We start from the raw sequence: 14347 nt of genomic DNA, 5'->3' as shown, positions 1-14347 counted from the left end.
TTTTAACAATGAACAGGTGCTGAAACATCTATTGGCTAGCACCGATTCATGTCAGGGAAATGACAAGCTCCTGTCTGGACCAAGGCCGGGAAAAGACTTACCTGTGGCCTAAGGAGACCGTGACATGACTAAGCCACCCCTGACTCTTTACCTTGCTGCCCCGCGCGGATTCTGCGCCGGTGTCGACCGCGCCATCAAGATCGTCGAGATGGCGCTGCAGAAATGGGGCGCGCCGGTCTATGTGCGCCACGAGATCGTGCATAACAAATTCGTCGTCGACGGATTGCGCGCGCAGGGTGCCGTGTTCGTCGAAGAACTGGACGAATGCCCCGACGACCGTCCGGTAATCTTCTCAGCCCACGGTGTGCCAAAATCCGTCCCCGCGACCGCGGCACAGCGCGAGATGATCTATGTCGACGCAACCTGCCCGCTGGTATCCAAGGTCCATGTCGAGGCCCAGCGCCACGCCGAGTCCGGGTTGCAAATGATCATGATCGGTCACAAAGGCCATCCCGAAACCGTCGGCACCATGGGTCAGCTGCCCGAGGGTGAGGTTCTGCTGGTAGAAACCGTCGAGGATGTGGCCACCGTACAGGTGCGCGATCCGGGCAAACTGGCTTTTGTCACCCAGACCACCCTGTCGGTGGATGACACCAAGGACATCATCGCCGCGCTAGAACAACGGTTCCCGGCCATCGTTGGACCGCACAAGGAAGACATCTGCTACGCCACCACCAATCGGCAAGAGGCCGTCAAGGCCGTAGCCCCGAAGTCGGATGCCTTGCTGGTTGTCGGCGCGCCGAATTCCTCGAATTCGCGCCGCCTGGTTGAGGTCGCCTCGCGCGCGGGCTGCAATTACGCGCAGCTGGTGCAACGCGCGACCGAGATCGACTGGCGCGCGCTCGAAGGTATCTCGTCGGTTGCGATCACCGCCGGGGCGTCGGCTCCCGAAGTGCTGGTCAACGAAGTGATCGACGCCTTCCGCGCCCACTATGACGTGACCGTCGAGCTGGTCGAAACCGCTACGGAAAACGTCGAGTTCAAAGTGCCCCGCGTGCTGAGAGAACCTGCATGAGGGGCATACCAACGGCCCCGCTTTTTCTTGGACTGGCGGGGCTGATCCCGTTTATCTGGGGCGCGCTGACTTATCTGAACGATGATCTGCATAGTTGGGGTACGCAGATGTTTGGCTCGCGTTTCGTCGGGCCCTATGTACAGCTGTTCTATGGCTCGGTGATCCTGAGCTTTATGTCCGGCGTTTTGTGGGGATTCGCCACCAAAACCTCGGGCGGCAAGGCGGCGACATGTTATGCCCTGTCGGTTCTACCCGCGCTATGGGCGTTCTTTAAAACCGGGGGCGGTCCTGTCAGCACCGGCACCAATCTGATGTACGGTTTTGCCGGGTTGTTGGTACTGGATGCCATCTTTGCCTATTGGCGGCTGACCCCAACCTGGTGGCTGCGGTTGCGAGTCATGTTGACCGCCGTCGTGTTGGTCTGCCTCGCCGTAGGAGTATACCTGTGACCGACGATAAAACGATCAACGCCTATACGACACGGGTGGCGGAGTACCTGCAAATCCCCCTGCCCCCGGAACAGATCGAGGCCCGCCTGGCCTTTACCGAGGCCGTTGGCAGTGGCCACATTCTGGATCTGGGCTCGGGCCCGGGTTCAGACAGCGCCTTTTTCATGCGCGAGGGCATGACCGTCCGCGCACTGGACGCAACCCCTGCCTTCGTCGAACACGCGCGGGAAAATGGTGTCGACGCGCATCTGGGCACGTTTGACGATGTGACCGAGGTGGACGCCTATGACGGCATCTATGCCAGCTTTTCCCTGCTGCACGCCCCCCGAACAGATTTCTCGCGCCACCTGGCGGCCATTCACCGGGCAATGAAGCCCGAGGGCATCTTTTTCCTCGGCCTGAAGCTGGGCACGGGCGAACACCGCGACGATCTGGATCGCTACTACACCTATTTCTCACAGACCGAGATCGAGGCTGCGCTGGAACAAACCGGGTTCACCATCGACCGGATCACCACCGGTATGGGAACGGGTCTGGCCGGGTCTTATGACGGGTTCATTCTGGTGCTGGCCCATGCCTGAACTGTTTGCCTATACCGACGGAGCCTGTTCCGGCAATCCCGGACCCGGCGGCTGGGGCGTGTTGCTGCGCGCAATGGATGGCGACAAAGTCCTGAAAGAGCGCGAGTTGAAGGGCGGAGAGGCCGAGACCACCAACAACCGCATGGAACTGCTAGCCGCGATCAATGCGCTAGAGGCGCTGGATCGCGCCTCGACAATCACCGTCATAACCGACAGTGCCTATGTAAAGAATGGTGTGACGGGGTGGATTTTCGGATGGAAGCGGAACGGCTGGAAGACCTCGAACAAAAAACCGGTCAAGAATGTCGATCTGTGGCAGCGGTTGGATGAGGCCCAGACCCGGCATGATGTGATCTGGGAATGGGTCAAGGGTCACGCGGGCCATCCCGAAAATGAAAAAGCCGATGAGCTAGCCCGCGCCGGCATGGCACCGTTCAAGCCCCAAAAGGCCAAATCGTGAACGGTCTGGCCCTGCTGGACTATGCCTCGGTTCTTGTCTTTGCCCTGACCGGTGCCTTGGTGGCCAGCCGAGCGCAGCTGGATTTGGTGGGTTTTGCCTTCATCGCCTGCTTGACGGCAGTAGGCGGTGGCACTGTGCGCGACGTTCTTTTGAACCGGCATCCGGTATTCTGGATTGGGCAACCCGACTATATCTTGATCGCCGTAGCCGCAGCGGTGCTGGTGTTTTTCACCGCACACCTCGTTGAAAGCCGTTATAACTGGCTGATCTGGCTGGACAGTTTTGCCCTGTCTATTGCGGTCGCGGCTGGAACAGGTGCGGCGCTGTCGTTGGGGCAGTCCGGCACCATTGTGGTTCTGATGGGTGTCTGCACCGGATGCTTGGGCGGGCTGATGCGCGATGTGGTTTGCAACGAGGTACCGCTGGTTTTGAAACAGGGCGAGCTTTACGTTTCATGCGCTTTCGCGGGTGCTGTGACCGCCGTGATCGCACACCGTCTTGGGGTCGACGAGCTTGTGACGCTGGCGACCTGCGCGCTGATCTGCTGGGCCTTGCGGGCGGGGTCATTACTGTTCGGCTGGAGACTGCCCGCTTACAAAAGCCGCCCGCCCCGCCATTAATGCGACAACAACCGCGCGCCAATTTCCTTGACGAATTTTGCCGCCACCATTGCGGTCATTCCGTAGGGATCGCGATGGGGGTTCAACTCGACGATATCCGCACCAATAAGCTGACCTTCGAACCGGTGGATCAGATTGATCACCTCACGCGTACTCAACCCGCCGGGTTCATGATGCGACACACCGGGCGCAAAAGCCGGGTCCAGCGCGTCCAGATCTAACGACAAATAGACCGGGCCGTCAAAACGGATATCCAAATCAGAGCGCCAGTTGCGCATGTCGATGACCTCGACCCCGAACTTGTCGGCCTGTTCCTGCTGGTGTTTATTCATGGTGCGGATGCCCACCTGCACAAGACGATTGATCTGACAGGTTTCCATCACCCGCGCGAATGGGCAACCGTGGCCCAAAGGGCCGATCTGCTGGCTGTCATACAAGTCAGGATGCGAGTCGATATGCAGGATGTTCAGCCCCTCATACCGCTCAGAATGCGCCTTGATCAGCGGATAAGCGACCGAGTGGTCCCCGCCCAGTGACAACAGCCGCGCACCGGTTGCGATGCGGGCGGCAGCGCTCTTTTCGATCCGGTCGATGGGTTCCTGCCCGATCATCTCGAACACCTCCAGGTCGCCGGTATCCTTGAAGCGGTCCGTCGCGCCCAGATCGGTTCCATCCTCGGCTGTCAGATTGGCGGCCCCGGAATGCAGCGCTTCGCGGATACGACCCGGTGCAAAGGCAGGTCCTTGCAGAAAAGACGAATGCAAATCCAGCGGCACTCCCATCAGAGCGACGTCACCGGAATTCAGGTTATGTGGCATGAGGCACCTTTCAGGTTGGATATTCCGGCGATCTGGCTGGCATCCTGCCCAAACGCCAAGAGGTTAGCGGCGTAGATAGGTCTGCCAGATCCAGATCACCAACAATGCGCCTAGTACCGCGCCCACAAAGCCCGACAGCCAACCTGCCACTGTAATAAAAAAGCGCAACAGGAACCCACCCACCAGCGCACCCATGATTCCGATCAGCATGGTCGTTGGTATGTTTGCCTCAATCCGCATCAACCGGGTGGCCAGAAATCCGGCAGCGGCACCGATGACGATCAGGGCAATGACGGGCACGTTACTTTCTCCAATGCGTTGGCACGATAATCAGCGCACCAATGGACGACAGAACTGCGTTCAGACCGGGCGAACCAAAACTGATACCGAACATGATGCGGACAAAATAGAACAGAAACGCCCCACCCACGCAAATGATGATCGAGGGCAGGTATCCGTTATGGGTAAACCCGGTCTTCTCGGCCAGATAGCCCACGATACCGGCAATCACGAAGGTGCCCATCAAGACCATGAACATTTGTCTTACTCCGTGTTCAGGCGGGTTCCGGTTGCGACCGGCCATCCTCGCAGAAAGGTTTCCGTATCCTGTGCCCCTTTTCCTGCTCGCTGCAAGCGCAACAGGTCAATCGCCCCATCACCGCAGGCCACGCGCAGCGCGTCGTTCAGAACCTCTCCGGGCGCGCCCTGTCCCTCGGCCAGTTTCGAGGCCAGCAGCTTGACCCGATCGCCTCCGATCAGAGTCCACGCACCGGGAAAGGGTGACAGGCCACGTATCCGGCGATCCACCTCGACCGCCGGGCGGGTCCAGTCGACCCGCGCCTCAGCCTTGTCGATCTTCGAGGCATAAGTCACGCCATCCTCGGGTTGAGGCTCGGGCGTCAGTTCGGGCAGACGGGCCAGAGCCTTTACGATCAGATCAGCACCCATCGGTGCTAGACGATCATGCAGTTGCGCCGTGGTTTCCTGCGGCCCGATATCAGTGGCCTGCCGCAAAAGGACGGGGCCGGTGTCCAAACCGGCCTCCATCTGCATGATACAGATGCCGGTTTCCGCATCGCCTGACATGATCGCCCGATGGATCGGAGCCGCCCCGCGCCAGCGTGGCAACAGGCTGGCGTGAATGTTCAGGCAGCCTTGCGCCGGGGCGTCCAAAATGGGTTGAGGCAACAACAGCCCGTAGGCCACCACTACGGCCACATCAGCGTTCAGTGCGGTAAAGGCATCCTGTTCCTCCGGCGATTTTAGTGAAACCGGATGGCGGACAGTCAGGCCCAACGCCTCGGCCCGGGCATGTACGGGCGTCGGGCGGTCTTTCTTGCCCCGCCCGGCCGGACGCGGAGGTTGGCTATAGACTGCGGCGATCTCATGCCCGACCTCAACCAGCGCATCCAGAACTGGGACCGAAAAATCGGGCGTGCCCATGAAAATGACGCGCATTTCTACCCCTGCTTCTTGGCTTTGCGCAGCAGCATGTCGCGTTTGACCTTGCTGAGACGATCAAAATACATCCGACCGTTCAGATGATCGATTTGATGCTGCACGCTGGTGGCCTCGATCCCGACAAAGTCGCGGCGGTCGATCATACCCTGTTCGTTCAGAAACCGGACCGTCACCGCACGCGGGCGTTTCACCTTGGCCGAGACGCCGGGCAGATTCGGACTGGCCTCTTCGTGTTCTCGCAATTCGATAGAGCTGTGCAGAATTTCGGGATTTGCCAGACGTACTGCACGGCCCCGCTCGGTCGATCCGTCAACGACCGCCAAGCGCAGCATCACACCGATCTGCGGGGCGGCAAGGCCAACGCCAGGCATGGCCTCCATCGTGTCGATCATGTCATCCCAGATAGCGCGAATTTCGTCGGTTACTTCGGACACATCCTCGGCCTTGGTCCGCAGACGTTTGTCCGGCCAGGGCAGGCAGGTGTGGACGGTCATGCGCGAGCCTGCTCGCGTTTGAGTTTCTGCATCTTACGAGTGATCATCTGACGTTTCAGCGGCTTGAGATAATCAATGAACAGCTTACCGTTCAGATGATCGATCTCGTGCTGCACACAGGTTGCCCAGAGCCCATCGAACGTCTCTTTCTGCAAGTTCCCGTCGCGATCCATCCACGTCACGTCCACCACTTTTGGGCGCGTCACCTCGGCGAACTGCTCAGGGATCGACAGGCACCCTTCTTCATAGACGTTAGTCTCGTCTGACGAAGCGATGACCTCAGGGTTGAACATGATCAGAGGGCGTGGCGTCTCGCCTTCTTCCTTGATGCAGTCCATCACGATCAGCCTGTCCAGCACGCCGATCTGCGGTGCGGCCAGCCCGATGCCGGGCGCATCATACATCGTCTCAAGCATGTCGTCGGCCAGTTTGCGCAGTTCGTCCGACAGGTCGGTCACCGGGGCGCAGACCTTTTTCAGACGGGGGTCGGGATGGATCAAAATATTACGCTTCATGGAGTTGATTTAGGCCATCCCGCCCCCCGCCGCAACGCCCCCCTTGCACCTGCGGAAATTGTAGCTAGCTTTCCTGCGGACAGATGGAGCAGACATGACTTTCAACGACCTGATCGACCGCCGGGGCACCAACAGCTCAAAATGGGACAAGATGGAAAAGCTGTACGGTGTCTCGCCACAGGATGGGCTGGCCATGTGGACCGCCGATTCCGATTATGCCACCGCGCCTTGCGTAATCGAGGCTGTCCGGGATGCCGCCGATCACGGGGCCTTTGGCTATACCTGGGAACACCCGCAATATCTGGCCGCTGTACAGTGGTGGATGCAGAACCGTCACGATTGGGCGATCGACACCGATTGGGTGCTGACCTCGCAAGGGCTGGGCAATGCAATTGCCCTGTGCCTGGATGTCTGGACCCAGCCGGAGGATGGTGTTGTCATCTTTACCCCGGTCTATCACGAGTTTGCTCATAAGATTAACACCGCTGGGCGGCGCGTGGTGGAATGTCCGCTGGCGCGGCAAGGCGACAGCTATGGCATTGATCTTGAGGATGCACAGTCACGGCTGGACGGGTCTGAAAAACTGTTGATGTGGTGCTCACCGCAAAACCCGTCGGGTCGGGTCTGGAGCCCCGAGGAGCTGCGGGCCGTCGCCGCCTTTGCCGAGCGCAACGGGTTGATCCTTGTGTCGGATGAAATTCACCAGGATCTGGTCTATCCCGGTCATACCTTCGTGCCGATGGACAAGGCCGCGCCCGAGGCACGCCCCTGGACCGTGACGCTGACTGCGGCGTCAAAGACGTTCAACATCGCAGGGCAGCGGACCGGCAACATGATCATCCCCGATGACCAGCTGCGCGCCACTATGCGGCATCGGCTGAAAACGTTGGACTATGCGCCCAGCGCCTTAGGCGTGGCCATGATCACTGCGGCCTATTCACCGGAAGGCGCGGCCTGGGCGGATACGCAGGTGGCGCATCTGGACGGCAACCGCAAACTATTTGACGCCGCCATCGCCGAAATACCGGGTCTGTGGTCAATGCCCCTGCAGGCCACCTATCTGGCCTGGGTCGATTTCTCGGGCACCGGGATGGATCACGACGAGTTTGTTCGACGTCTGCGCGAGGACGCCCGGATTGCCACCTCCTCCGGCCCCGGATTCGGCGCTGGCGGAGAGACTTTCGAACGGTTCAATCTGGCCACCCAGCGCAGCCGCGTCGAGGAAGCCTGCGCGCGCCTGAAACGCGCGTTTGGCGACCTTCAATAGCGTCGCGCTAGACTGAGCTATTGATCCTGCTTGTCGTACTGGCTCCCGCGGCGTGGATTAGCTGGCACAGATTAGACCTGCTCACGCCCGCGCCGCATTGGTGCCGCAAGCAACCAAACCGATTACATCCTGTTCGAAAAATCCGTCCCTAGTCTTTGTGCCCTAGCAAAGCAATCGGCGCGTCGGGTGCGCGGTAGAAATCCAGCGGGGCCTTGTCGGCCGCGGCCGTACTACGCTTAAAATCATACCGCATCTCACCGGCCTCTTCATCATCGGCGATGATCAGGCATTGATACAAATGGCGCGCACCGTCGTAGATATCGACCAATCCACGCAATTGCGGTGTCGTAGCGGCCTCAACCGTAAAGCCATCCTTCCACAATCTGAGTATTTTGAACGTATTGTCGTCAACTTCGACACGAAGGCGGCTGGTTTTCTTCAACCCCGCGATTCGCGCCGCGTCCAATTCTGCGCTTATTTCCTTTGAAACATAGGTACTCATAACAACTATTCCCCCGGCAATGGATTCCATTGTGACGGCTCAACTGTAAAAATCCAGTGAAGGCCGTCACATAGCGCCATGCGCTGACGATCTGTTGCTGGGAAATCATCGCATACCCTGTGCGCAGACGCAGAGCCAGTGCGCGACCCTTCACGTGTCAAGGCTGTGTTCAACACCCTATGTTTGTCGAAACGCACAAGCGGAGGATACGCAATGGGCCTGTTGGTCGACGGCAAATGGCATGACACATGGTATGACACCGAATCTACTGGCGGCGCCTTCAAACGCAGCGCCGCGCAGTTTCGCAATTGGCTGACCGCAGATGGCAGCGCAGGGCCGTCCGGCAAGGACGGTTTCAAGGCGGAACCGGATCGCTATCACCTCTATGTCAGCCACGCCTGCCCCTGGGCACACCGCACACTGATCTTTCGCGAACTAAAAGGGCTGAGCGATCTGGTTTCCGTCTCGGTGGTGCATCCAGACATGCTGGACAAGGGATGGACCTTTGAAACTGACGACCACGGTGCAACCGGCGACACCCTTTATGGATTCGATTACGCCCATCAAATCTATACCAAGGCTGATCCAGCTTATTCGGGACGTGTCACTGTGCCGATCCTGTGGGACAAGCAACAACAGACCATCGTTTCGAACGAAAGTTCGGAAATCATCCGTATGTTCAATACGGCCTTTGACGGCATTACCGGCAACACCGATAACTACTGGCCCGAGGCGATGCGGGACGAGATCGAAGAGGTCAACGCCCGCATCTATTCCGACATCAACAATGGGGTCTACAAATCCGGTTTTGCCACCACGCAACAGGCCTATGACGCCGCCGTGCATCCCCTGTTCGACACACTGGACTGGCTTGAAGATCGCCTTGCCCGAAACCGGTACCTGATGGGCGATCAGGTGACTGAAGCAGATTGGCGGCTGTTCACCACCCTGATCCGGTTTGATCCGGTCTATCATCTGCATTTCAAATGCAACAAGCGGCGGCTGATCGACTATCCGAACCTGTGGGCCTACACACGCGAGCTATATCAATGGCCCGGTGTCGCACAGACGGTAAATATGAACCATATCGTGCGCCACTATCACTACAGCCACGAAACAATCAATCCGAGCCGGATCATCCCAGTGAACCCATCCTTGGATTATCTGCACCCCCACGGGCGCGGTCAGCGACCCGCCGCGTAATGCTCGACCATCGCCGCCAGATCCTCTGGCGGCGTTGCGCTTTGCACATAGGCGCAGGCATTCGGGCTGTGGGCAAAGATCGAACCGTCCGAGAAAAAGGTGGTGTTTGTGACAAAGATCACCCGCGCCTCGGGGCGGCGATAGCTGGCAAAATCGGCCACGGCCAGCGCGCTGCCGGTTTCAAGCACCAGATCCAGCACGATGATATCGAACTCCTGACCATACAGCGCCAGAATCGCTGCCTCCTGCCCGGCCACCAGCGTCACTTCGGTGCCGTGCCGTTCAAGATGCCTTTTCCAGACCCGACCAAGGTCGGGGTTACTCTCAACAATCAAAACATTCATTTGCGACAACCTCGGCCCAAAAAAGAGTGAATGGTGCCGACCCCCCGTGAATTGTGATCACGCTTATTCCTTAACAAAGCGTTAACGACGTTGCCGCAAGGCCCGGAACTTGCGGATTCGCTTGTGTAAACGGCAAAAATCCGCTTGAAACGGGCCGAAACAGGCGATTCCAGCGAGAAACCCCATGGCAAGCCCTACCGAGAATTTGAACCCACGCGCCGCACGCGACCATGGCGGAGGGCTGGACGGGGCCATCGCATCTTATGGCGGCACGCGCACCGATTGGGTGGACCTGTCCACCGGGATAAATCCTCACCCCTATCAGGTGTCTGGACTGATCCCTTCAGACTGGGCTGAGTTGCCGGATCATGGTGCCTTCGAGCGCCTGACTGAGGCCGCCCGCCAGTTCTGGGCAGTGCCCAATGGGGCCGCAATCCTGCCCGCGCCCGGCGCATCGGCGGTGATCTCCCGCATTCCGGCGCTGGCCGCCCGTGGTCGGGTTCAGATCACAACGCCCACTTACAACGAACATGCCGCCGCCTTCGCCGCGCAAGGCTGGACCGTTCAACCCAACGGCCCAGCCGACGCCCGTGTCATCGTGCATCCCAACAACCCCGATGGCCGGATTTGGTCCGAGGCGGATGCAGACGCCCCGCTGACCGTGATCGACGAGAGCTTTTGCGATATCAGCCCCGGTGTTTCACTGATCCATCTGGCCGCGCGCCCCGGTGTGATCGTGCTGAAAAGCTTTGGCAAGTTCTGGGGGCTTGCCGGGCTGCGGCTGGGGTTTGCCATCGGTCATCCTGACCTGATCGCCCGACTGAACGACCTGACGGGGCCTTGGTCCGTGTCCGGCCCTGCCCTGCGGATCGGAGAGCAGGCTTTGCGGGACGTTGACTGGGCCAGTTCCACCCGTCAGCACCTGACCGCCGAGTCTGACCGGCTGGATCGATTACTGATCAATAAAGGAGCCACCCTGGTCGGGGGCACCACGCTGTTTCGCCTCTACACCGTCGAAAACGCAGCCCAATGGCAGGACCGTCTGGCCCGCGCCCATATCTGGAGCCGCGTCTTCCCCTATTCCCAGACCTACTTGCGGGTTGGCCTGCCCCCAGCGGATGGATGGAGCAGGTTAGAGGCCGCACTGTGAGCATCACTTTCATGCTGGTCTGCGCCATGTGTCTGGACGCGGCATTGGGTGAGCCGAAATGGCTCTGGTCGCGCGTTCGCCACCCGGCAGTCGTAATGGGCAACATCATCGGGTGGTTGGACAAGCACCTGAACCACGGCGCGCAGCGGCGAATGAAAGGCGTCGCAGTAGTGATATTGCTGGTCGTTGGCGCATTGATCCTTGGGCGGTTACTGGCACTGCTAGGACCAGTCGCTGAGATCATACTCTGTGCCATCCTGCTGGCGCAGAAATCGCTGGTGTCGCATGTGCGCGATGTGGGCGAAGGGCTGCGCGTCTCCTTGGCCGAGGGCCGTGCCAAGGTGGCGATGATCGTGTCCCGCGACACTCGCGACATGACTGAAGCGCAGGTTGCCCGCTCTGCGATCGAAAGCGCGGCTGAGAACCTCAGCGACGGGGTCATCGCACCTGCTTTCTGGTTCCTGCTCGCCGGGTTGCCGGGGTTGCTGATTTACAAGGCTATCAACACCGCCGACAGTATGATCGGCTACCGCACCGAAAAGTACCGCGACTTTGGCTGGGCCGCCGCCCGACTGGACGACATGCTGAACCTGATCCCCGCGCGCCTGACCTGCCTGATGATCGTGGCACTGTCCGGCCAATGGGCACGCTGGCCTGACATGGTCGCGGATGCGCGCCGCCATATCTCTCCCAATGCAGGATGGCCCGAGGCCGCCATGGCGCGCGCCCTGAACGTGGCCCTTGCGGGCCCGCGCAGTTATGACGGTAAAGTCCGCGATCTAGCCTGGGTGAACGGCGATGCTCCGCGCGAAATCGGCGCGTCAGAGGTTTTCCGCGCATGTAACATGCTGTGGACCGTTTGGGGGCTTGCGCTTGGCCTTCTATCGGTGTGGGTTGGGGTCAGCTTTATTCTCTGACGGACCTGCCCATGCGCATTCTCTCTGGCCTTGTTGCCGCCGTTCTGCTCGCCTCGCCCGCCCTTGCCCAATGCGGTGGCGGATTCAATTCCTTCGTCAAAGGGCTGAAGGCTGAGGCCATACAGCAAGGGTTCGACAAATCCACCGTCAATGCGTTTTTCAACGGCGTGCAGCAGGACGGCGCCGTCCTGAAAGCCGACCGCGCGCAGGGTGTGTTTCAGAAACCGTTCATCGACTTCTCACGCCATTTGATCTCGCAAAACCGGATCGACCGGGGTCAGGCCATGTCACGCAAATATGATGCGGTGTTTGATCGGATTGATCAGGAATACGGCGTCTCACGCGGGGTTCTTTTGGCCTTTTGGGCGTTCGAGACCGACTATGGCGCGTTTCAGGGCGACTTCAACACCCGCAACGCGCTGGTGACACTGGCCCATGATTGCCGCCGCCCCGAATTGTTCCGACCACAGATCTTTGCGGCCATCGAGCTGTACCAACAGGGCAATTTCGACCCAAATCGCACCACCGGTGCCTGGGCTGGTGAGATTGGAATGGTGCAAATGCTGCCTCGCGACATTCTAGAAAACGGTGTCGACGGGGACGGAGATGGCACGGTCTCGTTGAAAACGTCCGCGCCGGACGCGCTGATGTCGGGCGCCAAGATGCTGTCGCACCTGGGCTGGCAGCCGGGGCAGCCGTGGCTGCAAGAGGTGACGGTGCCCGCGCAAATGGACTGGTCGCTGTCCGGCCCGGGCAAACCGCGCCCAGTGTCCGACTGGCAGGCCATGGGTGTCCAGGCCCGCAACGGATCTTTGGCTAACTTGCCCGCATCGCTGATATTGCCGCAGGGCCACAACGGCCCGGCCTTTTTGGCCTATCCGAATTTCGACGTCTATTTCGAATGGAATCAGAGCTTTGTCTACGTTCTAACCGCCGCCTATTTCGGCACACGGCTGGAAGGTGGTCAAATCTATAATGCCGGTAATGCTTCACAGGGGCTTTCAGGCGCACAAATGAAACAGCTGCAAAGCAAGCTACAGGCGCGCGGGTATGATGTAGGCAAAATCGACGGAATTCTGGGCGCGGGTACACGGGCTGCTGTTCAGGCTGAACAAGCGCGGCTCGGATTACCGGCGGATGCCTGGCCGACGGCCGAATTGCTTGGACGTTTGTGAAACGTTGTTGGATTACGCGCTTTTTGCCGCAAAAAGTGCTCGGCCAGGTTCGAACGCGTGTGAAATGATCTCTGATCCTTCCGTTTCGATTGCAGTGTTCGGCTGAATTTCGACCCAGCCGTCGCTGTCACCATCCAATGGTTCTGATGAGATGATAATACCATCTTTGCAGCGACGGTAATGCAGGCTCGGCGCGTACCGATCCGAAGCATAACGCGCTGCAAATATACGTTCTCCATCTGACCAGCAGGCCGCGAACCTAAGATAGGGTAACACACCGCATCGTCTTGACGCCGCCTCCACTCGCGCGACCGCTCGGGACATTGCTGCTACCGGGTCAGCGTCTAGCCCCTCGCCTTGCGCGATCAGAAAGATCGCTTCGCTTTCTGTTGCGCCAAATCTATACCCATACAGATGTGCTGGGATCATCGCGTCCAGTTCCTGCCGGATCAGATCATGCCCTCCGGCTTGGCCATTGTGCATAAAGCTCCATGCACCGACCCCAAAAGGATGACAGTTGTTCCGAGACGTGGCTGTCCCGGTCGAGGCCCGAACGTGGGCCAGGAAAAGGCGCGATCTGGTATGATGGGTCAATTGCTTAAGGTTTGCGTCCGACCAGGCTGGGTGTGTATCTTTATAAAAACACGGCGTCTCACGATCAGAATACCACGCAAGCCCAAATCCATCAGCATTTACGGGCGTCTTCCCGATCAGCGCGTTGCGGCTCTGAATGACAAGAGATTGCTCTTGATCCAGAACCAATTCATCAAGATACCGCTGCTCGCCGACCCAAGCCAGAAACCGACACATCTGTTCGCCTATTCAAAAATTTTCAGATGTGGCTGGTATATCAACTCATTGAGTAGTTTTTTTCCCAAATTTCCAACTTTTTTGGAATTTCTTCTATCACATGACAACCAGAGTTCACATTTGCCAATCAATTACTCCGGTCGCACCGGATAACGATCGCCCTTTTGATCAATCAGGATCAGTCGTTCGCCGCTGCGCACATACAAATCGCAGCGGTCGAACCCGTTTCTGTACTGGATGCAGACGCTGCCATCCTCGGCGATCGAATAGGTGCCAAAGGCGGATTCACCGCTGGCATAGGTGTAAGAGTAGGCTCCGCCGACTGAGAAACTGGATTGCCCATCATCATAAAAGGTCAGTGTGCGCCCGGCCAGCGCCTCCAGTTCTGTTGGCGTCAGGGGAATATCTCCGGGTTTGGTTGGCCATTCCGCCGCCCATACCGGGCTTGCGATCAGCAGGATAAGGATCAAAAGACGGGTCATACCAACACCCTACCCCGAATGGTG

20 protein-coding genes are annotated in these 14347 nt (G+C 59.0%); 10 read left to right on the top strand and 10 right to left on the bottom strand.

Going from position 1 to position 14347, the window contains the following annotated elements:
* Positions 1–124: 124 nt before the first annotated feature.
* From ispH to ACR0AJ_RS13950, 5 genes are read left to right on the top strand one after another with little or no spacing between them, the layout of a single operon-like run.
* Positions 125–1075, top strand: coding sequence for a 4-hydroxy-3-methylbut-2-enyl diphosphate reductase (ispH, locus tag ACR0AJ_RS13970; RefSeq protein ID WP_170350364.1), 951 nt, complete (start codon positions 125–127; stop codon positions 1073–1075).
* Complete coding sequence (locus ACR0AJ_RS13965) at positions 1072–1524, top strand: DUF3429 domain-containing protein (protein WP_170350363.1); 453 nt, start codon at positions 1072–1074, stop codon at positions 1522–1524. Before ispH ends, ACR0AJ_RS13965 begins: the two co-directional genes overlap by 4 nt.
* The gene (locus tag ACR0AJ_RS13960) at positions 1521–2105 is read left to right on the top strand and encodes a class I SAM-dependent DNA methyltransferase (RefSeq protein WP_170350362.1); all 585 of its coding nucleotides are present in this window, start codon (positions 1521–1523) and stop codon (positions 2103–2105) included. The genes ACR0AJ_RS13965 and ACR0AJ_RS13960 overlap by 4 nt, the downstream gene beginning before the upstream one ends.
* Entirely contained in the window at positions 2098–2565 is a 468-nt protein-coding gene (gene rnhA, locus ACR0AJ_RS13955; RefSeq protein ID WP_170350361.1) for a ribonuclease HI, read from the top strand. The genes ACR0AJ_RS13960 and rnhA overlap by 8 nt, the downstream gene beginning before the upstream one ends.
* On the top strand, positions 2562–3185 hold the full coding sequence (locus ACR0AJ_RS13950; RefSeq protein ID WP_170350360.1) for a trimeric intracellular cation channel family protein: 624 nt from the start codon (positions 2562–2564) through the stop codon (positions 3183–3185). Before rnhA ends, ACR0AJ_RS13950 begins: the two co-directional genes overlap by 4 nt.
* On the opposite strand, the gene speB is transcribed toward ACR0AJ_RS13950, so the two are convergent.
* From speB to def (ACR0AJ_RS13920), 6 genes are all read right to left on the bottom strand, one after another.
* On the bottom strand, positions 3182–4003 hold the full coding sequence (gene speB, locus ACR0AJ_RS13945; RefSeq protein WP_480741123.1) for an agmatinase: 822 nt from the start codon (positions 4001–4003) through the stop codon (positions 3182–3184). The genes ACR0AJ_RS13950 and speB overlap by 4 nt on opposite strands.
* A gap of 63 nt (positions 4004–4066) precedes the next feature.
* The gene (locus ACR0AJ_RS13940) at positions 4067–4303 is read right to left on the bottom strand and encodes a GlsB/YeaQ/YmgE family stress response membrane protein (RefSeq protein ID WP_170398659.1); all 237 of its coding nucleotides are present in this window, start codon (positions 4301–4303) and stop codon (positions 4067–4069) included.
* Between the two features lies 1 nt (position 4304).
* Positions 4305–4541 carry a hypothetical protein gene (locus ACR0AJ_RS13935; RefSeq protein ID WP_170518024.1) on the bottom strand — a complete coding sequence of 79 codons (237 nt, stop codon included), beginning with the start codon at positions 4539–4541 and terminating at the stop codon, positions 4305–4307.
* 5 nt (positions 4542–4546) lie between these two features.
* On the bottom strand, positions 4547–5461 hold the full coding sequence (gene fmt / locus ACR0AJ_RS13930) for a methionyl-tRNA formyltransferase (RefSeq protein WP_480741120.1): 915 nt from the start codon (positions 5459–5461) through the stop codon (positions 4547–4549).
* A 2-nt stretch (positions 5462–5463) separates the two neighbouring features.
* Entirely contained in the window at positions 5464–5958 is a 495-nt protein-coding gene (def, locus tag ACR0AJ_RS13925; protein ID WP_170360011.1) for a peptide deformylase, read from the bottom strand.
* Positions 5955–6473 carry a peptide deformylase gene (gene def / locus ACR0AJ_RS13920; RefSeq protein WP_170360009.1) on the bottom strand — a complete coding sequence of 173 codons (519 nt, stop codon included), beginning with the start codon at positions 6471–6473 and terminating at the stop codon, positions 5955–5957. Before def (ACR0AJ_RS13920) ends, def (ACR0AJ_RS13925) begins: the two co-directional genes overlap by 4 nt.
* Before the next feature lie 94 nt (positions 6474–6567).
* Between def (ACR0AJ_RS13920) and ACR0AJ_RS13915 the strand changes: the two genes are divergently transcribed.
* Positions 6568–7740, top strand: a complete 1173-nt coding sequence (locus ACR0AJ_RS13915; RefSeq protein WP_480741119.1) for a MalY/PatB family protein — start codon at positions 6568–6570, stop codon at positions 7738–7740.
* A gap of 148 nt (positions 7741–7888) precedes the next feature.
* Here the strand turns inward: ACR0AJ_RS13915 and ACR0AJ_RS13910 are convergent, their stop codons facing one another.
* Positions 7889–8242 (bottom strand): hypothetical protein, encoded by a 354-nt coding sequence (locus tag ACR0AJ_RS13910; protein WP_170350352.1) that lies wholly within the window; start codon positions 8240–8242, stop codon positions 7889–7891.
* A 213-nt stretch (positions 8243–8455) separates the two neighbouring features.
* Between ACR0AJ_RS13910 and ACR0AJ_RS13905 the strand changes: the two genes are divergently transcribed.
* Positions 8456–9445, top strand: a complete 990-nt coding sequence (locus ACR0AJ_RS13905; RefSeq protein WP_480647994.1) for a glutathione S-transferase family protein — start codon at positions 8456–8458, stop codon at positions 9443–9445.
* On the opposite strand, the gene ACR0AJ_RS13900 is transcribed toward ACR0AJ_RS13905, so the two are convergent.
* The gene (locus tag ACR0AJ_RS13900; RefSeq protein WP_170350350.1) at positions 9427–9789 is read right to left on the bottom strand and encodes a response regulator transcription factor; all 363 of its coding nucleotides are present in this window, start codon (positions 9787–9789) and stop codon (positions 9427–9429) included. The two genes, ACR0AJ_RS13905 and ACR0AJ_RS13900, sit on opposite strands and share 19 nt — an antisense overlap.
* Before the next feature lie 184 nt (positions 9790–9973).
* Here ACR0AJ_RS13900 and ACR0AJ_RS13895 point away from each other — a divergent pair, with 184 nt between their 5' ends.
* The 3 genes from ACR0AJ_RS13895 to ACR0AJ_RS13885 are packed head-to-tail and all read left to right on the top strand — an operon-like array spanning position 9974 to position 13031.
* Positions 9974–10939, top strand: a complete 966-nt coding sequence (locus tag ACR0AJ_RS13895; protein WP_480663212.1) for a threonine-phosphate decarboxylase — start codon at positions 9974–9976, stop codon at positions 10937–10939.
* A complete protein-coding gene (cbiB, locus tag ACR0AJ_RS13890) occupies positions 10936–11856 on the top strand; it encodes an adenosylcobinamide-phosphate synthase CbiB (protein ID WP_480663210.1) in 921 nt (306 codons plus the stop codon). The genes ACR0AJ_RS13895 and cbiB overlap by 4 nt, the downstream gene beginning before the upstream one ends.
* An 11-nt stretch (positions 11857–11867) precedes the next feature.
* Positions 11868–13031 carry a lytic murein transglycosylase gene (locus tag ACR0AJ_RS13885; protein WP_480663208.1) on the top strand — a complete coding sequence of 388 codons (1164 nt, stop codon included), beginning with the start codon at positions 11868–11870 and terminating at the stop codon, positions 13029–13031.
* Between the two features lie 12 nt (positions 13032–13043).
* Here ACR0AJ_RS13885 and ACR0AJ_RS13880 read toward each other — a convergent pair whose 3' ends face one another.
* Positions 13044–13841, bottom strand: a complete 798-nt coding sequence (locus ACR0AJ_RS13880) for a class II glutamine amidotransferase (RefSeq protein WP_170350346.1) — start codon at positions 13839–13841, stop codon at positions 13044–13046.
* A 131-nt stretch (positions 13842–13972) separates the two neighbouring features.
* Positions 13973–14323, bottom strand: a complete 351-nt coding sequence (locus ACR0AJ_RS13875; RefSeq protein WP_170350345.1) for a hypothetical protein — start codon at positions 14321–14323, stop codon at positions 13973–13975.
* Between the last annotated feature and the right edge of the window lie 24 nt (positions 14324–14347).

The sequence above is a fragment of the Ruegeria sp. CJ9 genome (genome assembly GCF_056536625.1).
This window is presented reverse-complemented; position numbering and strand designations above follow the sequence as displayed.